Source organism: Marinicella sediminis (genome assembly GCF_002000055.1).
GTDB lineage: Bacteria > Pseudomonadota > Gammaproteobacteria > Xanthomonadales > Marinicellaceae > Marinicella > Marinicella sediminis.
This window is the reverse complement of the sequence record NZ_MVBD01000001.1, coordinates 365,795-385,870: the sequence shown is the minus strand read 5'-3', so window position 1 is coordinate 385,870 and position 20,076 is coordinate 365,795. Positions and strand designations below refer to the sequence as shown.

Below are 20,076 nucleotides of genomic sequence, written 5' to 3'. Positions count from 1 at the left end.
TTCCAACCTCACTCAATGACTTTCGGAACCAGGTAATGGTCCTCATCGGCATGGGCAGCCAGCTTCAACAAGGCGGTTTTATGCGACTGATCAGTGACCACATCTTCACGCCATTGCTGCCAGCCTTCATGCGGATGGGCCATGGGCTCGACACCACTGGTTTGGGCCCCATTGATGTGCTCAATCATCCCCATCACCTGGTTCAGTGAATCGGTGATCTGGCTGACTTGCTGCTCAGGAATATGTAACTGAGCAAGGGTCGCAATTTCTTCTAATTCTTTACGATTAATTGACATTTATCTAGCTGGATTCATATATAATTCGCAGATTGGCCTGCATCTGGGCAGGCCGCGGGATATTATGCCATTTTTTACCAATCAGTTGTTACTACAATTATCACATGTTTAAAAAATTCAGAAGTCTGTTTTCCAACGATTTGTCCATCGATTTAGGCACCGCCAACACCCTGGTTTACATGCGCGATCATGGCATCGTACTTAATGAGCCATCGGTTGTGGCCGTCAGAATGGACCAAAGCAAGGGTGGTCATGCCAACATTGCATCGGTCGGTGTAGACGCCAAAATGATGCTTGGCAGAACGCCAGGCAACATCCAGACCATCAGGCCTCTGAAAGATGGCGTGATTGCTGATTTTGACATGACCTCTGCCATGCTGCAGCACTTCATTCGTAAAGTGCATTCCAACCGCTGGCTTAAACCCTCCTGCCGGGTATTGATTTGTGTACCCTGCGGCTCCACTCAGGTGGAACGACGTGCCATCGAAGAATCGGCATCCGGGGCCGGCGCAGCTGAGGTTTTCCTGATTGAAGAACCGATGGCCGCAGCCATTGGAGCCGGCATTCCAATCCATGAAGCCCGCGGTTCGATGGTATTGGACATTGGCGGCGGTACTTCTGAGGTGGCGGTGCTGTCACTGAATGGGATTGTGTATTCTGCTTCTGTCAAAATCGGTGGTGACAAATTTGATGACTCCATCATCAGTTACGTGCGGCGCAGCTATGGGACGCTGATTGGTGAGTCCACTGCTGAACGCATCAAGCACGAAATCGGCTGCGCTTACCCGGCCGCCGAAGAAATCTCTCTTGAAGTGTCCGGCAGAAACCTGGCCGAAGGTGTTCCACGCAAATTCACCATGACCAACAACGAAGCCCTTGAAGCCTTGCACGAACCATTGTCCGGCATTGTGGCAGCGGTCAAAACCGCCCTGGAGCAAACCCCTCCTGAGTTGTGTGCCGATGTCGCAGAACAAGGCATTGTCCTGACCGGCGGCGGGGCTTTATTGAAAGACCTGGATAAACTGTTGATGGAAGAAACCGGCCTGCCGGTATTTGTGGCAGAAGACCCCCTGACCTGTGTTGCGCGAGGTGGTGGTAAAGCCCTGGAAATCATTGACGAGGAAGGCAGCGATTTTTTTGCGCCATTCAGATAACCTGACAACCTGAGACCGGGTTCTTTGATGGAATCACTCACCAGCAATCAAAAAGTCACACAATCACCTCTTTTTAAATTTCTGGTCCTGGAATTTATCTGTCTGACCCTGATGATTGCGGATAAAAACCATCAATTGGCTCAGCCAGTCAGAAACACCCTGTCACTGGCGGTTATACCACTGATCAAAATCATCGAATGGCCTCAGGAATTGTTTGACATCACCCAGGTGGCTCTGTCCCGGCAAGCCAGCCTGATTGAAGAAAATACCCGCCTGAAAGAACAGTTACTGGATGCCCGCTTCAAAGTTCAGCAAAATGTTACCCTGGCAGCCGAAAATGAACGTTTAAGGGCCATGTTGAACGCCTCTGGCAATTCACCACTGGCCACCAGCGTGGCTTTTGTATCGAACATCAATCAGCATCAGAAAAGACAACACATCATCATTGACCAGGGCAGTTCCAGCAAGGTTTTTACAGGCCAGGCTGTGCTGAACCTTGAGGGAGTGATTGGTCAGGTTGATGTGGTCAGCCAGACCTTTTCCCATGTCATCCTGATCACCGACACCGAACATGCTTTGCCGGTAGAAATTCTGCGCACCGGACTGAGAACCATTGCCTACGGCGACGGTCAGAAGTTGTCGCTCACAGAAATCCCAACCAGCGCTGACATCCAGCCTGGCGATGTGGTGGTGACCTCTGGTTTTGGCAACCGGTTTCCCCGCGGCCTGCAGGTGGCCACCATTGAATCCACCGCGGTGAGTCCAGACCGCACCTTTCAAACGGCAGTGGCAGCACCGCTGGCCCGCATTGACCGGCTGTCTGAAGTGTTTTTGGTCTGGCCGGGTGAATGACCGTGAGTAACCGTTCAACTTCCCACCGCTTGATGCATGCCTCTATGCTGATGGCACTGCTATTGAGCCTGATACCCTGGCCTCCTGCCGTGTTGTTATTGCAGCCCCACTGGGTGGCTATGCTGGTGGCATACTGGTCATTGAATGCTGCCAGTAGCCGGGTCATGTATGTGGCATTTGCATACGGTTTGTTGCTGGATGTATTGATGGGTAGCCTGCTGGGTAAACATGGCATGTCACTGGTGGCGTTGTCATTCCTGGTGACCAAATCTGCCAGACAATTGCGCATGACTTCAATGGGTCAGTTGCTGGGCATGGTACTGGTGTTGTTGTTCAATGACATCATCATCCGCGCTTTCATTGATTGGATCAGTTATGGTTACAAACCAGTTGTCTATGATTTGTTGCCGCTGTTGACTGCAGCATTCATCTGGCCCTGGCTGAAATACCTGTTAGATCGCTTTCAGGTGGCAGTGCGCAACTCCTGACATGAGGCATACCCTGAAACAACCTTTCCAGGAACGTCGGTTATTTACAGAGCGCACAGTGATCGCGGGCATAATCATTCTGATCACTTTTGCATTACTGATCAGCCGGTACTTTTATTTACAGGTGATCAGTCATCAATCCTACCTTCAGCAGGCCGAACAAAACCGCATCAAATACAGTCGCATCAATCCAACCCGGGGGTTGATTTACGACCGCAACGGAGTTTTACTGGCGGAAAACATAACGGCTTACCGCCTGACCATGGTGGAAGAGCGGGTACCTGATCTTGAACAGGGTTTGCAACTGATCAGCCAGATCGTTTCTTTGGATGAAGTCCAGTTACAAAGCATCAGGGAACGTCTCAAGTTTAACCCCATATTCAAACCCCTGACCATCAAAGAAAAACTCACCGAACAGGAAGTGGCGCTGTTTGCTGTTCAAAAACACCAACTGAAGGGCTTTGAAAGTGAGCCGTATCTGATCAGGAAATACATTTACCCAACTGAGCTTTCACACCTGATGGGCTACGTGGGTAAGATCAGCCAAGCTGAATTCAATAACCAGAACAAAGACATTTATTCAGCCGATGATTATTTTGGCAAAACAGGGCTGGAAAAATACCATGAAAAAGCCCTCCACGGCATTCCTGGCCAGCTGGTCACTGAAATCAATGCCCAGGGCAAACAAATGTCGCAACACATTGCCCAACCACCGGTTAATGGCACCAATCTGAAGCTGACCATTGACATTGAACTGCAACAGGCGGCTTATCAGGCCTTTGCTGAAGAAACCGGCTCAGCCATAGCGGTGGCCATCGACACCGGCGCCATTCTGGCCATGGTCTCCAAACCAGGCTACGACACCAACCAATTCATCACCGGCATTTCACAAAAGGACTTCAAGGCCCTGACCAGTTCTCCGGAAAAACCGCTGTTTGACCGCAGCCTGAAAGGCGGATATGAACCGGGTTCAACCATCAAACCTTACATTGCCCTGGCTGGTCTCTACCATGACCTGATTGATAAAGACGACACCATGTATTCTGTGGGGGTTTACCAGCTACCCAATCAGGAACGCAAATACCATGACTGGAAACAAGGCGGTCACGGCGAAGTCGATGTGATCGACTCACTGGCAGAATCAGTCAACGTGTTTTTCTATGACCTGGCATATCGATTAGGCATAGATCGCATTCACGAATTCCTCAAACCCTTCAAACTTGGCCAACTCACCGGCATTGACACTGCTGGAGAAAAACGCGGTATTCTCCCCTCCCGCAGTTGGAAAGAAGCCAACCGCAACATGATCTGGTTTCCCGGTGAAACTGTGATCACCGGAATTGGCCAGGGCTATTTTGTTATCACCCCGATACAGATGGCCCAGGCGCTGACCATTCTGGCCGGCAAAGGACGGGTGGCACCGCTGCACCTGGTACAGCAGGAGCCGATCATCAGTAACCTGCCGATGGACATCCGCGAAGAAGACTGGCAAACGGTACACGAAGGCATGACTCAGGTCATCAATGCACCAAATGGTACTGGCACTTCAATCCGTTCTGCCGACTACCTCATCGCCGGCAAAAGTGGTACATCACAGGTGTATGGCAAAAATGAAGAAGACATCTATAAAAAAGATGAAGAGTTACCGAAACACCTGAGGAATCATGCCCTGTTCATCGCTTTTGCACCAGCTGACGCCCCTGAACTGGCGGTGGTTGTGGTGGCCGAACATGGTGCCAGTGGGACCCGTGCTGCAGCGCCCATAGCCCGGCAAATCATTGACAGCTACATGGAAAAACACCATGAATAACCGTTTGATTCAGCACCTGCCTGATGGCATCCTGATGGCGTTAATCCTGCTGTTGCTGGGCTTCGGACTGGTGGTGCTTTACAGCGCAGGAGGTCCCGTTTTGGTTGAACGACAGGCGGTCAGAATCGCCCTCGGACTGACTGTATTGCTGGTGGTCACACAAATCAGACCAGAACGCTTTGAACAATTCACGCCTTTGTTTTTTACCGGAACTGTGGTGCTTTTGGTCGCCGTTCTGATGGTGGGCATCACCGTTAAAGGCGCTCAACGCTGGCTGGATCTGGGCATCACCCTGCAACCTTCAGAACTTTGTAAAATTACCTTGCCGATGATGGTTGCCTGGATATTCCGGCACAGTCCGCTGCCACCGGATTGGCGACACATCTTCATGGCATTCACAGTCATCGGGCTGTGTGCCGGTCTGATTTATCTGCAACCTGATTTGGGTACCTCTATTCTGATCGCCACCAGTGGATTGTTTGTGATCTATTTGGCTGGCATTTCCTGGAAGTTCATCGGCGGCTGTGGTTTGTTGGCGGTGCTCAGTTCACCGCTGGCCTGGTATTTCATGCATGACTACCAAAAGCAACGGGTGTTGATGTTTCTGAACCCCGAAGCAGATCCGCTGAATTACGGTTGGAACATCATCCAATCTAAAATTGCCATCGGTTCAGGGGGATTCTGGGGCAAAGGATGGACCGAAGGCACTCAAACCCAGCTGGACTTCCTGCCTGAACACTCCACCGATTTCATCCTGTCAGTGCTGTCAGAAGAATTTGGGTTTTTTGGCGTGCTGATACTGTTCTCTTTATATCTGCTGATCATCCTGCGTTGTCTGTACATCGCCCAACAGGCAAAAAACACCTACAATCGGTTACTTTGTGGGGCACTTACCCTGATTTTCTTTGTCTACATAGTGATTAATGCTGGCATGATTTCCGGGATTTTCCCGGTGGTGGGTGTACCTCTGCCACTGGTCAGCTATGGCGGTACTTCGGTGCTTACTTTACTGGCATCATTTGGTATCATTACTTCAGTTCACTCACATAAAAAACTCATACAACAATGAAAACTTACCTCTTTATCCTTATCCTCGCCGTTTCCCATCATGCCCTGGCCAAAGTTGACCTGCGGCAAGTAGACGCTTTCATCGACCAAACCGCCGCTGAACTGAACCTTGAACCGCAATGGGTCAGAAGCATTGTATCTCAGGCCAAACATCAGCAATCCATCATAGATGCCATGAACCGGCCTGCTGAAAAAGTCTTGCAATGGCATGATTACCGGAATATTTTTCTGACTGATAAACGCACCTTGGAAGGTGTTGATTTCTGGAACAAGCATGAAGCCGTGATCGACCAGGTGGTTGAACAATCAGGCGTGCCGGCCGAAGTGATTGTCGCCATCATTGGTGTGGAAACATTTTATGGTCGCATCAAGGGTAACCACAAAGTACTGGATGCCCTGTACACCCTGGCATTTGATTACCCCAAACGCTCCAAATTTTTTACCAAAGAACTGAAAAACTTCATTCAACTGGCGCATGAGCAACACATCAACCCACTGGAGGCCAAAGGCTCATATGCAGGTGCCATGGGTTATGGCCAGTTCATGCCATCCAGCTACCGGGCCTATGCCGTAGATTATGAAGCGGATCAGGTCATCGACCTGATCAATAACCCGCAGGATGCCATTGCCAGTGTCGCCAATTACCTGAACAAACACAAATGGAAATCCGGCGGAGCAGTCCTCAGACAGGTCACTAAACCTTCCGTGGAAATGAAATTCAATCAACTCAAACCCCATCAGAAAGACCACAAAACTCAAGCAGAATACACTGTATTGCAATTGGATATGGCGGATGGCAGCCAACAGTATTGGCAGGGCTTCCACAATTTCTATGTGATTTCCAGATACAACCATTCTCACATGTACGTGATGGCTGTTTATCAACTGGCCGAAGCCATTAAGGCAGCCAGGCAAGAGGTTTCATCATGACCCGGCTGATCTCATCAACCCTGCTTTTCATGCTTTTATTGAGCGCTTGTGGACGCAAAGACAATTACCGCGACATAGATCCTGACAAGATCAAACCCTGGGTCCCAAAAGCCGAGCCACTGAGTCAATATGGCAACCACAGTCCATACCGTGTACATGGCAAGGTTTATCAGGTCAACAACAACCCGGTGGGTTTTGCCCAAACCGGCAAAGCCTCCTGGTACGGCAAGAAATTCCATGGCCGGCCGACATCTAACCAGGAAGTTTTTGATATGTATAAGCTGACCGCCGCTCACAAAACATTGCCGTTACCCAGTTATGTAGAAGTCACCAACCTCAAAAACGACCGTCAGATTGTGGTGCGGGTCAATGACCGCGGACCTTTTGTTGGCGACCGCATCATTGACTTATCCTATGCCGCGGCCAAAGCCCTGGATTTTGTCAATGATGGCATTGCTGATGTACACATCAGGGTGGTGCACTCACCCAAAGACCTGGTGGAAAACCCCATCAAACAAGGCCTGACTTATTTGCAGTTGGGAGCCTATTCAGATAAAAATGCAGCTTATAACCTGGCAAAAAAAACCAGCGAACTACTTGGAATTGAAACATTTGTCACCATATTGACCACCCATGCCGGGGCATTACACCGGGTCAGAATTGGCCCCATCAGTTCCGAACAAAAAGTTAACACGTTATTGAATAAAATCACGTCGAGCGGCATTCCTGATGCCAAAGTAATCACAGAATAAAACCCAACATGATGAACCACAAGCACATCTTATTTTCTTTGACCTTGCTGATCATCAGCATGAGCAGTCTGGCGCAGATCAACGCCACCCCTGAGCCACCTAATGTCAATGCCAGTAGTTTTATCCTGATGGACTATCACAGTGGCCAGGTACTGGCTGCCGAAAACCCACATGCCAGGGTTGAACCAGCCAGCATCACCAAAATGATGACTGCATACGTGGTTTTTTCGGAAATCAAATCAGGTCATTTGTCCTTAACTGACACCATCACTGTCAGTGAAAAAGCCTGGCGAACCGGCGGCTCGAAAATGTTCATCGAAGTGGATAAGCAGGTAGGCGTTGAAGACCTGATTCGTGGCATGATTGTGCAATCCGGCAATGATGCCTGTGTGGCCCTTGCCGAACACATCGCAGGCAGCGAAGAGGTGTTTGCCAATATGATGAATCAACATGCCAAAAAACTGGGCATGAATGACTCTTTTTTTAAAAATGCCACTGGATTACCAGATGAAGGCCACATGATGTCGGCCCACGATGTCGCCATTCTGGGCCGTGCACTGATCGCTGAATTTCCGGACTTGTACCACATTTATTCAGAGAAAGAGTTCACCTTCAATAAAATCAAACAACACAACCGCAACACCTTGCTGTACCGTGACCCAACGGTGGATGGTTTTAAAACCGGTCACACTGAAGCAGCAGGTTATTGCCTGGCCACCTCAGCCATGCGCAACGGCATGCGCCTGATCAATGTAGTGATGGGCACTGCATCAGAAAAAGCCCGTGCTGACGAGTCCCAAAAATTGCTGAATTACGGCTTTCGCTTTTTTGAAACCCACAAATTATTCAAAGCCGGCGAAGAACGCATCCGGCCTGAGATCTGGAAAAGCCCCCAGGAAGACTTGTCAGTCGGCCTGGCGGAGGACCTGTTCATCACCATCCCCAAAGGCACTTACGATGAACTGGAGGCCAATGTTGACCTGCCTTCATTGTTAACCGCCCCGATTCCCAATGGTACTCAACTGGGCACCCTGAACATTGTCTTGAATGGCGATGTGATTGATCAGAAACCATTGGTTGCACTGCAGGATGCGCCTGCTGCTGGCTGGTGGACACGCAGCATGGACAGCATTGGTCTGTGGTTTAAATCATTTGGAGATGATGAATGACTGAACAGGAAAAGGACGCCAAGGGATTTGAGTTTCCCTGTGAATACCCAGTCAAAGCCATGGGGCCAAACACCGAAGAATTTGTGGTAAAGATAACCGAAATTGTTAAACAACATGCACCCGAGGTTTCCAGGAATTCAGTCCACAGCCGTAAAAGCTCGTCTGGCAAATACCAGTCAGTTACCGTTCTGGTTTATGCCCATTCCAAAGACCATCTGATCAACATCTACCAGGAAATACGACAGGTAGAAGAAGTGGTATGGACCCTGTAAACCGACCATTGATTGTTCGTCACCTGGGACGTCGTGAATACGAACCGGTGTGGCGGGAGATGCAGGCGTTCACCGATCAGCGGGACGCAGATACAACCGATGAATTGTGGCTTGTTGAACACCCCCCGGTGTTTACCCAGGGCCTGGCCGGTAAGGCAGAACATGTCCTGGCTGCAGGTGACATACCCGTGATTCAGGTCGACCGTGGCGGACAAGTCACATACCATGGTCCGGGGCAGATTGTGGCATATCCTTTGATCAACCTGCGACGACATGGCATTGGGGTTAAATCCCTGGTCCATGGCATTGAACAGGCCATCATTGACACCGTTGGGCTCTACGGCGTTACAGCCAACAGGTTGGACAACGCACCTGGTGTTTATGTTAAGGGGGATAAAATTGCCTCACTTGGATTGCGCATTCGCAAAGCCTGCTCATTTCATGGCCTGGCTTTTAACATCAACATGGACCTGGAACCCTTCCAAAGAATCAACCCTTGTGGCTTTTCTGGATTGAAAGTCATACAATTGTCACAGTTGGCAGACCAGGTAGATATCGGCATTGTTGAACAACAGCTGGTGACTGCTTTTTGCCACGAACTGAATTTTTCCGCACAGACCGAGAACGCTGCTTAACCCAGCTGATAAAGCATGAGTGAAAAACAACCCCTGAGAATTGAAATGCCCAAAAAGGCTGCCGGAGTGAAAGAACTGGGCGCCAACAAAACCAGTCGTAACCGGGCAGGATTTGACACCGATGCCCCAAGGCTGAGAAAACCTGATTGGATCAGGGTACGCATTCCCACCGGTAATGCGGTACAGAAATTGAAAAGCAAATTAAGAACCAATTCCTTGGTCACGGTTTGCGAAGAAGCGTCATGTCCCAACATTCACGAGTGTTTTGGTAAGGGTACCGCCACTTTCATGATCCTCGGTGAAGTGTGTACCCGACGATGTTCTTTCTGTGATGTGGCACACGGCCGCCCACTTCCACCTGACCCCAAAGAAGCCGACAACCTCGCCCAAACCATTGCCGACATGGGGCTTACCTATGTGGTCATCACTTCCGTAGACCGCGACGATTTGAAAGACGGAGGGGCCCAGCATTTTGTCGACTGCATCAGTGCTGTCAGGGCGCAAAACCCGGACATTAAAATCGAAATACTCACTCCGGATTTCCGTGGCAAAGGCCGCATGGACCGAGCCCTGGAAATTCTGGCGCAAAGCCCACCGGACGTGTTTAATCACAACCTGGAAACCGCTTACGCCTTGTACAAAGAAGTTCGCCCTGGTGCAGATTACCAATGGTCGCTGGATTTATTGAAAAAATTCAAAGCGCAACACCCCGATATTCCCACCAAATCCGGCATCATGGTTGGTCTTGGAGAAACCTACGAACAGGTTCAGGAAACCCTTCGTCACCTGGCCGAACACGATGTTGAAATGATCACCATTGGCCAATACCTGCAACCCACACAAGGACATCACCCGGTGTTGAACTACTGGACCCCGGATGAGTTTAAAGCCATTGAAACCTATGGTTATGAACTGGGCTTTAAGCACATTGCAGCCGGCCCGTTGGTCCGCAGCTCATACCATGCAGATGTACAGGCTCACGAAGCTGGCGTCTGAATCACAGCACCGTTTTTACCCGCTGATGAGATACATGTCACAGGTTCAGATGTGTCATGAAGTGGCTCATCTGCGGGCTGGCAGGTAGGTATACCAGGTAACGATGACCTGCTCAGAATTAAGGTAATCAATGTGTACACCCTCACCATCCCGCTCTGCTCCGCCAAAAAAAGTACCTGAAAAAAAGGCCTTGTCGGTTAACTGAGGAAAAGACAGATCATCACACAACTGTCCTGCCTGATTCATGACCAGTCGCTGCATTGGCTGACTGCCGGACCCAAATGCCATGCCATTAACCGCACGATTTGACACATACGACATGGTTGTTTCATGACAGCTGTGAAAAGTGATTGTTGCCTGACCCCAAGGCACCCTGGCCACATCTGCCGGTTCATGGTCATTACCAAAAGCACCATGCCGGGTGATGTGTAATTGAGGCACAATGATCTGATTCTCTTCAATGTGACCGACACCGGTTATCCAGGCTTGCTGAAATGATTGCTCTGCTGACTCCTCGCCAAACAATGAATCCACAATGACTTCAGCAGCCACCCGACTGCCGGTCAGGGAAGGGTGAAACCCATCAGAACCGTAATAAGAAAAGTCTCCGGTGGCATCAAAGTGAGCTTTCCAGACTTCACCCACCGGACAAAGGATGGCATCATTGGCCTCAGCACCAGCTGTATAATTGGCGATGACTCCCGGAAAAGTATGGTAATACAACAATGAAGGCCACACCATATAGTAAGCCAATTGTGCTCCATGGGCATGAGTCAGGTCACGGTACAAACGGCCATCATTGACCAGCATGTGATGACCATCAGATTGTGAAGATGGTCCTTGTTGAATGATCACGTAATCGTAGTTGCCGGTGCTGATGAGGTTTTGTACCTGACCATCGGCCCAATGATCAACAATCGCATAATTGGGTTTGGCCAACTGAGTGGTTACCAGCTCAATCCCCCGGTTGCCGGCCACCTGCTCTACCAGCAATGGCAGGTCATTTACATAAGTCAGGCTGTTGCCAACAAACAACAGTCGTTGTGGTTCAGCGCCTCCCGTCTGCAATTTCGCGAGGCAGATCACAAGCAGCAACAACATCAAATAATGATTTTTTTTCATGGTTTTGAATCCCCGCTCCGCTGAGCGTACAATGGGTAACAGCCCTTTAGTTTATTGAAAAACAGCCGGCAAAAACCTTCGCTAAACTTCTTTTTGCACAGCACTCTTGACGATGAACACCTACTTAACTTAATGCAAACTTATAAATCATGCCTTGGTGTGATCAGTTGTGTGGCTCAACCACCTTGATGCAGACGTCCAGCCTGGAGTAGCACAGCAAACTCAATCCCCCGCAAAACCAACCAATGATTCTAGATCGTCAAGAACAAATGCACTTTAATTAATACATCAAATGCCTTTTTGTGATACGATAATGAACAATTATATTTTCAAATGAGGGATAATGGCTGTGAACCATAGCAAATCACATTACCTGCTGATGCTGGTGATATTAATTTTGTCCACTTCAGTCAATGCCGACATCAAAGTTGATGCCACTTTATGTAATTATTCTGAAAAACCCGTTAATTTTGAGCTGTATAACCACAATGACATGGCTGCCGGTGCTGTGCCGTTGGTGAAAAAAGCCGTTCGGGCCTGCGCCTGCGTAAAAAAAGAAACACACACCGACTTGTGGGGTAATTTTCCACCAGCCAACATCATCCAATTGGTCTATCGGGATGTGGGGTCAGTCAAGGGTGAACAGATCAAGGTTTGCGTGGACGCCAAAGGTAAATTCAAAGGATATGTAGAAGCTGGAGCCAACGCCTGTTACGAGGCCAGCTCTGAGGTGACTTTCCTGCCGGCGCCAGAATTAACCCGGGCTCAGGGAGACTTGAAGGTTCTTGAAACCCGGATGATGCCCGAATCCACATCATGTTCTGAAAACAAGGGCGCCTTTGGTGCCTGTTCCAGGTATGCTGCCACCTATAACTATGTGGATGGTTCAAAATGCAGTGGCAACAATGAATGAGGTCATCAAACAACCCTCATGACTGATTAACATGAACGCTGAAACAGAAACCACAGAATAAACAAAAACCACAATATTGAGTTTGTCAAAAACTCAAATGACTGGTTTTGTCATCAATACAAGTGAGCCAACTGCTCACTTGATACCCTTTGTTTTGCCAGCGCTTTTCTGCATCGACCGCACCCCCGTCAACCCATTGTTACATCATTAATCAGCCCATTTCACTCATTGAGTGCACCGCATATATCATCACTGGCTTAACTGCCTCATACCACTGAACCATAGAAAATACCTGAGGGTTAATAAACAATGAAATGAAGATCCCAACCCCACCCCAAAACCCTGGCTGACTCTATAGACTCCCGTGAATACCTAACAGGATCAACTCAGGTACCAGACAGTTGAGCATTCAATCTGCTGCAAAACTCATCAATGGAAACTCCCCAATTGACATTCTTCATCAGATCCTTGGTGGTGCTCAAGTTGTGGACGCACTCAAAGCAATCTGGTCCGGCGGACAAACCGGTGTCTGGCAACAGGTCGCTGCTGACCAGATCCTGACACTGAATTTGCCGGCATTGCTCTTCAGTAATGGCTTTGACTGATTAGAAAAACCAACCACTTGTTTCTGCGTGAAAGAACGCATACACTGAGTCATTCCCTGACCAAGCTCCTGTCAACAACAATCCTGTTCTTCCTATGGCCTTCAAATTATTGCTGATCAAATCCGAACTCATCAAAGGGGCCCTTCTGTTTGGCTTGTTTGATACCGCAGCGGCGCTGATGCTTGGGGAATTCAGTTGGCTCAGAACCTTCGGCATGGCAGCTGTCGGTGGTACATTTTACGCCATTGAAATCCCCAGTTACTTTGCCTGGCTGGAACAACGCAGTCAACACATGAGCCAACGACAAAAAGCCTTGTTCAAAACTGGCATGGCAGTGGTCTATTTCAATCCCCTATGGATCGCCAGACACATGTGCTTCATTTACTGGCTCAATGGTCAGACCATTGATTTGGGGGTGCTGCACTCCGCCTGGCAGTCATTCCTTTACGGCATGCCGGTTTCGGCGGTTTTCAATTATCTGATTCAAAACCACATTGCCATCAAACACCGTTTTTTGGCCAGTTCGTTATTTTCTGGCTGTATGGCCATCTTTTATGCCGTCAGTGCCGTGTATTTCAAAAGCTGATTGCATAATTCTTTGCAACAGTCACCCACATTAACAGGAAAAATTATTACAATAACTGGTTAACTTCATCGCGATACCACATGCAGCATTTCAGAGATTACATTTTTTTATACCTCAATGGGCAGCCCAGGAAACTGAAGGGTGCACAGGCCTTTCTAACGGTCACTGAATACCTGCGTCAGGAACAATTGCTGACCGGCACCAAAGTGGTGTGCGCAGAGGGCGATTGCGGAGCCTGCACGGTGTTACTTGGAGCGGTGAAGCCCGGAATGCCCATCAGTAAACTACAGTTTCTTCCGGTCAATGCCTGCATTCAGTTCATGCATGGCCTGGATGGTTGTCACCTGATCACTATCGAGGGCATCACCCCTGATGATGGTTCATTACATCCGGTTCAACAAGCCATGGTGGAAGCCCAGGCCACCCAATGTGGTTTTTGCACACCAGGCTTTGTGATGGCCGCAGCGGGCATGATGGAGGGCAATGGCGGCCAACCAGCCAGCAATGCCCAACAAGCCAAAAATCACCTCACTGGCAACCTGTGCCGCTGTACCGGTTACCAATCCATCATCGAAGCCATGTTGCACATCAACCCCAAAGATTTTAACAGTGTGCATGAAAAATGGCATCATGCTGACGTTCATCAGGATTTGTTACACCAGTTGGAAATCCCGGTCGATGTGAGGCATGATAAACACCGGTATCAGGCACCGGCCACCTTCAATCAGGCAGCACACCAGGTTAAACACAGCGGCCACCGTCTATTTGCAGCTGCTACCGACCTTGGGGTTCAGCACAACAAAGGACACTGGCAGGACCAACAGGTCATCAGCCTGCACCTGATACCTGAAGCCCACCAAATTACCATTCATCCTGAACAGATCATTATCGGCGCGCGGGTTACCCTGACCACTCTGGAACAGCAACTGGAAAACAGTTTTCCTGAATGGGCTGATTTCATGCATGTGTTTGCTTCACCACAAATCAAAAATAATGGCACCCTGATTGGTAACATTGCCAATGGCTCACCCATTGGTGACAACCTGCCGTTTTTACTGGCCATGGATGCCCTTATTCACATCCAGGGACCCGACCGGCAACGCCAGATGAGCATCAATGATTTTTATTTGGGTTATCGCCAGAATGATTTGCAGGACGATGAATTGATCAGCCATGTCACCATCAATCACAAACCTGCCAACAGTTTTATGCGACTGTACAAAGCCTCCCAGCGACGTGATCTGGACATCAGTTGTGTGGCGGCCGCTTTTTATCTGGTGTTTGATGATCAGCAATACATCAACAGCGCAGCGGTGGCCCTGGGTGGAGTGGCTGCCACCGCATTGCGGTTGCCAGCCATTGAACAATTATTGGTGAGCCAGCACCGGGATGCTTTGTTTGACAGCGAACATCAACAACAATTGATCAGCATTTTGAACGAACACATCCAACCGCTCACAGATGTCCGTGGCAGTGCATCTTTCAGACGTCAGTTAGCAGCTAACTTTTACCGTCGTTTCGTGGCTGAACTCGCCACCTCTGTGGGAGTTGCTGATGGCCTTTAAAGACCGCCCTCATGATGCCGCTCACAGCCATGTCACCGGTACGTCTGAATTCATTGATGACCGCCCCCGCCAAGCCGGTGAATTGGTGGTCTTGGTTTTTGCCTCACCTGTGGCACATGCCCGCATTGATCTACTCGACACAGCAACAGCCCGTACATTGCCCGGCGTGGTTGGTATTTACACCCATCAGGACCTGCAACACAACCGCTGGGGGTCAATCATTCAAGATCAGCCATTACTGGCAGAGGATGACATCAATTACGTGGGTGAACCTTTGGCAGTGATCGCTGCCACCAATATGGCCAGTGCTCTTGAGGCCCGTGAGGCCATTGAGCTCAGCACCACTGAGCTGCCTGCCGTGCTGCATCTTGAGGAAGCCATTTCTCAGCATCATTTCATGGGAGAAACGCTGCACCTGATGACTGGTGACCCTGACGGTGAGTTGAACCGGTCACCCCACCTCATCAATGGTGATTTTCACAGCGGTGGTCAGGAACAGTTTTATCTGGAGTCACAAGCCACCATTGTATATCCAGAGGAAAACCAGTGTCTGCATGTGCATGCTTCGGCACAGCACCCCACTGAAGTACAGCATGTGGTGGCGCATGCCCTGGGGCTGGAACAACATCAGGTGGTATGTACTGTGAAGCGCATGGGTGGTGGTTTTGGGGGCAAGGAATCCCAGTCTGCTCATTATGCTGCCCTGGCGGCACTGGTGGCCCATCACACCGGCAAACCAGCCCGCCTGGTGCTGAGCAAAGATGAAGACATGATTGCCACCGGAAAAAGACATCCTTTCAAAACCAATTACCAGGTGGGGTTTGATGAACATGGCCGGATATTGGCATTGCAAGCCACCCTGGTGGCCGATGGCGGTGCATTTACCGACCTCAGTCCGGCCATTTTACAGCGGGCCATGTTTCACATCGACAATGCCTATCATTTACCCAATGCCCGCATCAGCGGAAAACTGGCCAAAACCCATACCCATCCACACACCGCCTTTCGTGGCTTTGGCGGACCGCAGGGCGCAGCCGTGATTGAACACATCATGGAAACCATCGGGCAGCACCTGAAAATGGATGCGTTGGATGTCAGATTGGCCAATTGCTATCAGGGCAATGAACAAAAGACCCCGTATGGACAACAGGTTGAAGACAATCAGTTACCCCGTTTATTTGACACCTTAATCAACAGCTGCGAATACCGCCACCGACGCCAGCGCATCACAACACACAACAAACAAGCAAAGCACATAGTCAAAGGACTGGCCATGACGGCAGTAAAATTTGGCATTTCCTTTACCACCCGGTTTCTGAATCAGGGCAATGCCCTGGTCAATGTACACACCGATGGCACCGTACAGGTTTCCACCGGTGCCACTGAGATGGGACAGGGAGTGAACAGCAAAATCCGTAAAATTGTCGCAGAGACCTTGGGCATTGAAGAAAATGATGTGCGCATCATGGCCACCTCGACTGAAAAGAATGCCAACACCTCGGCCACTGCAGCCTCAAGTGGCAGTGACCTCAATGGAGCCGCGGCAGATCTGGCATGTCGCAAAATCACTGCCAGACTGGCCAACATCGCCATTCAGTTATGGCAAGGGTTTGTCCCTGATGACACCCATGAATTGAGCATTGATCCTGACCTGAACACCTCCGCCGTGACTTTCCGAGGCGGTCTGGTGATCAACAACAATCAAAAAGATCAGCAATTGCCATTCAAAACATTGGTCAAAACCGCTTACTTGAATCGCATCAGTCTCAGTGAATATGCCCATTACCGCACTCCGGACATTTATTTTGATAAAGCCACCGGCAAAGGCCGGCCATTTCTGTACTACACCAATGGCGTGGCAGCCAGTGAAGTCAGCATCGACAGATACAGTGGTGAGGTCAAAATCCTGCGCAGCGATGTGCTGATGGACCTGGGCAGACGCATTGCCGATGGCATCGATCATGGACAAACGGCCGGTGGTTTTGTACAGGGAGCTGGCTGGGTCACCACCGAACAGCTGTACTATGACGATCAAGGCAAATTGTTATCTCATTCACCAACCACCTATAAAATTCCAGCCATTCATGACACCCCAAGGCAGTTCAACATAGATTTCATTGAAAACCACAACAACCTGAAAAACATCCGTGGCAGTAAAGCCGTGGGTGAACCGCCATTGCTATTGGGCTTGAGTGTGTTCTGCGCCATCAAAGACGCATTGCACCAGGCCGGACTGAGTGAGACCAGTGCCCTGAACATCCCTGCCACCAATGAAGCGGTACTGACCATGCTCAGTGATGGATCACAATGAGTCAGGACATCTACCGGCAAATTGTCAAATTGCAAGCGTCTGCTGAAGATTTTGTGCTGGTCACTGTGGTCAGTATGGCTGGCAGTGCACCACAAGAACCCGGGGCCAAAATGCTGGTCACCAAGGCCTCTTCAGAACGGCCATTGAGTGGTACCGTCGGTGGTGGCAAACTGGAATGGTTTGCCTTGAAACAAGCCCTCAGTTTACTCAACGATCCAGATCACCCAAGCACTTTACATGTGAGCTTGAACCTGCAGACCGACCTGGGAATGACTTGTGGTGGTGTGGTGCAATTATTTTTCGAAAAACACCTGGCCAATGCCTGGGAAGTGGCGGTGTTCGGTGCCGGTCATGTGGCGCAGTCACTGATCCCTGTGTTACTGACCCTCGATTGCAGATTGCACTGTTTTGACGACCGTCCGGAATGGCTCAACCAACTGCCGGACAGCCCTCGCCTGAATAAACACCTGCTGTCTGACTGGTCAGCTCCGGTCACGGGTTTATCAGCGGCCTGTTTTTTGATTTCCGTTACCCAGGGACATTGTGAAGATCTGGCCATTTTGTCGCAGCTGCTGAAGGAGCGTAAACCGCCTTATGTGGGCATCATTGGCAGTGACTCGAAAGCCGCCAGAATTCGTAAACAGTTACGACAATCCGGTGTTTCTGAGCAGCTGGTTGAAGGCATTCACTGTCCCATCGGACTGTCAGTTGGACAGGACATCCCTGCTGAAATCGCCATCAGCATTGCGGCTCAGTTGTTACAAGTGAAAGATCAACTGGACTGAACAACGGTTCTGGACTGCGCCAGCTTCAGCGCTTCCAGGCGGCTGCCTTTCACATATTCCAATGGCATCATTTCGAACACCCCAAGTTTCTCCAGGGTATCGAATGCCTGTTTACCAGGCCGAACCATATACACTTCACGTTTTCGCTCAACGGCTTCTTTGACCATGTTTTCGATGGCCAATGACACCGTGGTGTCCATGTGTGGCACATCACTCAAGTCCAACAAAACCGCGGCATACCGTTCAATGGCCCGATGCTCTCTGGCAATGGCTTTGGAAACCCCAAAAATCATTGGTCCACTGAAGTAAACCAGCAGTACCTGATTATTCAGCGATTTAAGCAAGCCCTTTTCTTCTTCGTTAAGTAAAATCCGGTCATCAGAATCGGTGATGGATTTGACGTTTTTGGATTGCAGGGCACTGAGTTGTTCTATGGTGATGATGTTGGCGATGAAAACCCCTATGCCAACAGCCACAATCAGGTCAACAAAAATGGTCAGCAACATCACTCCATACATGATTCCAGCAGCCTGCCAGGAAACCACATGTGCCCGTTTCACGAAACTCCAGTCAAGGATGTTCAACCCCACCTTAAGTGCAATGCCGGCCAGGACAGCCAGCGGGATGTTTTCTGTGAGCCTGGCAGCGCCGAGTATCACCACCAATAAAACCAGGGCTCTGATGACTCCTGACAGGGCCGATTGGGCTCCAGCCTGGATATTCACCACCGTTCCCATGGTGGCTCCAGCACCTGGCAGGCCGCCGAATAAACCCGAAACCATGTTCCCAATTCCTTGTCCCACCAGCTCCTTATCAGAGCGGTGTTCCTGACGAGTGAGGCTGTCTGAAATAACCGCAGTCAATAAGGCATCGATACACCCCAGCGTGCCCAGCACGATGCCATCAAGGATCATTCGGGTAATTTGATCTGCAGTGAATGTGGGCATCACCAATGAAGGCAGCCCCAATGGAATCTCTCCGATCCGGCGAATCTCCACATCACTGAAAAACCACAATGAAACCGCTGTTCCCAGGATCAATGCCAATAACTGCGGTGGTGCATAGCGCGCCCATTTTTTGGGCATAAAAAACAACACACATAAAGTCAGTACACCCAGGAATGTTTCCACCGGCTGAATGTTATTCCATAAATCCGGCAAGGCAAACAAAGTGGCACTGACACCGCCTGATGGGGTATCCTGACCCAAAAATGGGGCCAGTTGTAATAAAATGAGGATCACCCCAATCCCTGACATGAATCCTGAAATCACACTGTAGGGCATCAGTGTGATGTATTTACCCAGTTTCATTACTCCCAGTAATATCTGAAATAACCCGGCAATCATCACCACAGTGAATGCCATCGCCAGACCCTGATCCGGGTTGGTGGCGATCAGTGACGTCAATACCGCAGTCATCACCACCGTCATCGGCCCGGTGGGTTCAGAAATCAGGGTTGATGTACCACCGAACAAGGCGGCGAACAAGCCGACAAACACTGCTCCATACAACCCGGCTACTGCACCTGCACCAGAGGCCACGCCAAAAGCCAGTGCCAGAGGCAAAGAAACGATGGCCGCGGTCAGACCGCCAAACAGATCGCCTTTGAGGTTATTGAAATGAATGTTGTTCAGAATACCCGTCACCATGTGTCAATGTCAGAGTTGAAGTAGGTGCATTGTACAAATTTCAGCTCACCCAAACCAGTAAATATATCTGCCAGCTGTTTTAAGCGCACATAAAAAAGGCCACCGAAGTGGCCTTTCC

At 49.8% G+C, this 20,076-nt stretch carries 20 protein-coding genes; 17 read left to right on the top strand and 3 right to left on the bottom strand.

The window, feature by feature from the left end; all coding sequences use genetic code 11:
• Positions 1-8: 8 nt before the first annotated feature.
• A complete protein-coding gene (gene gatC / locus B0475_RS01850; RefSeq protein WP_077409704.1) occupies positions 9-296 on the bottom strand; it encodes an Asp-tRNA(Asn)/Glu-tRNA(Gln) amidotransferase subunit GatC in 288 nt (95 codons plus the stop codon).
• A gap of 104 nt (positions 297-400) precedes the next feature.
• Here gatC and B0475_RS01845 point away from each other — a divergent pair, with 104 nt between their 5' ends.
• Genes B0475_RS01845 through lipA form a run of 11 tightly spaced genes read left to right on the top strand, consistent with a single transcriptional unit; the run spans position 401 to position 10,422 of the window.
• Positions 401-1,450, top strand: a complete 1,050-nt coding sequence (locus B0475_RS01845; RefSeq protein ID WP_077409703.1) for a rod shape-determining protein — start codon at positions 401-403, stop codon at positions 1,448-1,450.
• A 27-nt stretch (positions 1,451-1,477) separates the two neighbouring features.
• The gene (mreC, locus tag B0475_RS01840) at positions 1,478-2,302 is read left to right on the top strand and encodes a rod shape-determining protein MreC (RefSeq protein ID WP_077409702.1); all 825 of its coding nucleotides are present in this window, start codon (positions 1,478-1,480) and stop codon (positions 2,300-2,302) included.
• A 2-nt stretch (positions 2,303-2,304) separates the two neighbouring features.
• The gene (gene mreD, locus B0475_RS01835) at positions 2,305-2,790 is read left to right on the top strand and encodes a rod shape-determining protein MreD (protein ID WP_157892626.1); all 486 of its coding nucleotides are present in this window, start codon (positions 2,305-2,307) and stop codon (positions 2,788-2,790) included.
• A gap of 1 nt (position 2,791) precedes the next feature.
• A complete protein-coding gene (gene mrdA / locus B0475_RS01830) occupies positions 2,792-4,600 on the top strand; it encodes a penicillin-binding protein 2 (protein WP_077409700.1) in 1,809 nt (602 codons plus the stop codon).
• Positions 4,593-5,669 (top strand): rod shape-determining protein RodA, encoded by a 1,077-nt coding sequence (gene rodA, locus B0475_RS01825; RefSeq protein ID WP_077409699.1) that lies wholly within the window; start codon positions 4,593-4,595, stop codon positions 5,667-5,669. The genes mrdA and rodA overlap by 8 nt, the downstream gene beginning before the upstream one ends.
• The gene (gene mltB / locus B0475_RS01820) at positions 5,666-6,598 is read left to right on the top strand and encodes a lytic murein transglycosylase B (protein WP_077409698.1); all 933 of its coding nucleotides are present in this window, start codon (positions 5,666-5,668) and stop codon (positions 6,596-6,598) included. Before rodA ends, mltB begins: the two co-directional genes overlap by 4 nt.
• Entirely contained in the window at positions 6,595-7,350 is a 756-nt protein-coding gene (locus B0475_RS01815) for a septal ring lytic transglycosylase RlpA family protein (RefSeq protein ID WP_077409697.1), read from the top strand. The genes mltB and B0475_RS01815 overlap by 4 nt, the downstream gene beginning before the upstream one ends.
• 8 nt (positions 7,351-7,358) lie before the next feature.
• A complete protein-coding gene (locus B0475_RS01810) occupies positions 7,359-8,519 on the top strand; it encodes a D-alanyl-D-alanine carboxypeptidase family protein (RefSeq protein WP_109862322.1) in 1,161 nt (386 codons plus the stop codon).
• Positions 8,516-8,791 (top strand): YbeD family protein, encoded by a 276-nt coding sequence (locus tag B0475_RS01805; RefSeq protein ID WP_077409695.1) that lies wholly within the window; start codon positions 8,516-8,518, stop codon positions 8,789-8,791. The genes B0475_RS01810 and B0475_RS01805 overlap by 4 nt, the downstream gene beginning before the upstream one ends.
• Positions 8,779-9,426: a lipoyl(octanoyl) transferase LipB gene (lipB, locus tag B0475_RS01800; protein ID WP_077409694.1), complete on the top strand. Its 648-nt coding sequence runs from the start codon at positions 8,779-8,781 to the stop codon at positions 9,424-9,426. Before B0475_RS01805 ends, lipB begins: the two co-directional genes overlap by 13 nt.
• A gap of 15 nt (positions 9,427-9,441) precedes the next feature.
• On the top strand, positions 9,442-10,422 hold the full coding sequence (gene lipA, locus B0475_RS01795) for a lipoyl synthase (RefSeq protein WP_077409693.1): 981 nt from the start codon (positions 9,442-9,444) through the stop codon (positions 10,420-10,422).
• A gap of 66 nt (positions 10,423-10,488) precedes the next feature.
• Here the strand turns inward: lipA and B0475_RS17775 are convergent, their stop codons facing one another.
• On the bottom strand, positions 10,489-11,544 hold the full coding sequence (locus B0475_RS17775) for a hypothetical protein (RefSeq protein ID WP_198538068.1): 1,056 nt from the start codon (positions 11,542-11,544) through the stop codon (positions 10,489-10,491).
• A 343-nt stretch (positions 11,545-11,887) separates the two neighbouring features.
• On the opposite strand from B0475_RS17775, the gene B0475_RS01785 reads away from it, so the two are divergent.
• The 6 genes from B0475_RS01785 to xdhC all read left to right on the top strand — a co-directional run bounded on the left by B0475_RS01785 (position 11,888) and on the right by xdhC (position 18,309).
• Positions 11,888-12,457: a hypothetical protein gene (locus B0475_RS01785; protein WP_077409692.1), complete on the top strand. Its 570-nt coding sequence runs from the start codon at positions 11,888-11,890 to the stop codon at positions 12,455-12,457.
• A 401-nt stretch (positions 12,458-12,858) separates the two neighbouring features.
• On the top strand, positions 12,859-13,062 hold the full coding sequence (locus tag B0475_RS01780; RefSeq protein WP_077409691.1) for a hypothetical protein: 204 nt from the start codon (positions 12,859-12,861) through the stop codon (positions 13,060-13,062).
• A gap of 94 nt (positions 13,063-13,156) precedes the next feature.
• Positions 13,157-13,648 (top strand): hypothetical protein, encoded by a 492-nt coding sequence (locus B0475_RS01775; protein WP_077409690.1) that lies wholly within the window; start codon positions 13,157-13,159, stop codon positions 13,646-13,648.
• A gap of 80 nt (positions 13,649-13,728) precedes the next feature.
• Positions 13,729-15,213 carry a xanthine dehydrogenase small subunit gene (locus B0475_RS01770; protein WP_077409689.1) on the top strand — a complete coding sequence of 495 codons (1,485 nt, stop codon included), beginning with the start codon at positions 13,729-13,731 and terminating at the stop codon, positions 15,211-15,213.
• Complete coding sequence (gene xdhB, locus B0475_RS01765; RefSeq protein ID WP_077409688.1) at positions 15,203-17,524, top strand: xanthine dehydrogenase molybdopterin binding subunit; 2,322 nt, start codon at positions 15,203-15,205, stop codon at positions 17,522-17,524. The genes B0475_RS01770 and xdhB overlap by 11 nt, the downstream gene beginning before the upstream one ends.
• Complete coding sequence (gene xdhC / locus B0475_RS01760) at positions 17,521-18,309, top strand: xanthine dehydrogenase accessory protein XdhC (protein WP_077409687.1); 789 nt, start codon at positions 17,521-17,523, stop codon at positions 18,307-18,309. Before xdhB ends, xdhC begins: the two co-directional genes overlap by 4 nt.
• Here xdhC and bicA read toward each other — a convergent pair.
• The gene (gene bicA, locus B0475_RS01755; RefSeq protein WP_077409686.1) at positions 18,297-19,958 is read right to left on the bottom strand and encodes a bicarbonate transporter BicA; all 1,662 of its coding nucleotides are present in this window, start codon (positions 19,956-19,958) and stop codon (positions 18,297-18,299) included. The genes xdhC and bicA overlap by 13 nt on opposite strands.
• Positions 19,959-20,076: the final 118 nt, after the last annotated feature.

Coding starts and splice junctions, on each gene's coding strand:
- gatC (WP_077409704.1), bottom strand. CDS start 296: ATGTCAATTAATCGTAAAGAATTAGAAGAAATTGCGACCCTTGCTCAG.
- B0475_RS01845 (WP_077409703.1), top strand. CDS start 401: ATGTTTAAAAAATTCAGAAGTCTGTTTTCCAACGATTTGTCCATCGAT.
- mreC (WP_077409702.1), top strand. CDS start 1,478: ATGGAATCACTCACCAGCAATCAAAAAGTCACACAATCACCTCTTTTT.
- mrdA (WP_077409700.1), top strand. CDS start 2,792: ATGAGGCATACCCTGAAACAACCTTTCCAGGAACGTCGGTTATTTACA.
- rodA (WP_077409699.1), top strand. CDS start 4,593: ATGAATAACCGTTTGATTCAGCACCTGCCTGATGGCATCCTGATGGCG.
- mltB (WP_077409698.1), top strand. CDS start 5,666: ATGAAAACTTACCTCTTTATCCTTATCCTCGCCGTTTCCCATCATGCC.
- B0475_RS01815 (WP_077409697.1), top strand. CDS start 6,595: ATGACCCGGCTGATCTCATCAACCCTGCTTTTCATGCTTTTATTGAGC.
- B0475_RS01810 (WP_109862322.1), top strand. CDS start 7,359: ATGATGAACCACAAGCACATCTTATTTTCTTTGACCTTGCTGATCATC.
- B0475_RS01805 (WP_077409695.1), top strand. CDS start 8,516: ATGACTGAACAGGAAAAGGACGCCAAGGGATTTGAGTTTCCCTGTGAA.
- lipB (WP_077409694.1), top strand. CDS start 8,779: ATGGACCCTGTAAACCGACCATTGATTGTTCGTCACCTGGGACGTCGT.
- lipA (WP_077409693.1), top strand. CDS start 9,442: ATGAGTGAAAAACAACCCCTGAGAATTGAAATGCCCAAAAAGGCTGCC.
- B0475_RS17775 (WP_198538068.1), bottom strand. CDS start 11,544: ATGAAAAAAAATCATTATTTGATGTTGTTGCTGCTTGTGATCTGCCTC.
- B0475_RS01785 (WP_077409692.1), top strand. CDS start 11,888: ATGGCTGTGAACCATAGCAAATCACATTACCTGCTGATGCTGGTGATA.
- B0475_RS01775 (WP_077409690.1), top strand. CDS start 13,157: ATGGCCTTCAAATTATTGCTGATCAAATCCGAACTCATCAAAGGGGCC.
- B0475_RS01770 (WP_077409689.1), top strand. CDS start 13,729: ATGCAGCATTTCAGAGATTACATTTTTTTATACCTCAATGGGCAGCCC.
- xdhB (WP_077409688.1), top strand. CDS start 15,203: ATGGCCTTTAAAGACCGCCCTCATGATGCCGCTCACAGCCATGTCACC.
- xdhC (WP_077409687.1), top strand. CDS start 17,521: ATGAGTCAGGACATCTACCGGCAAATTGTCAAATTGCAAGCGTCTGCT.
- bicA (WP_077409686.1), bottom strand. CDS start 19,958: ATGGTGACGGGTATTCTGAACAACATTCATTTCAATAACCTCAAAGGC.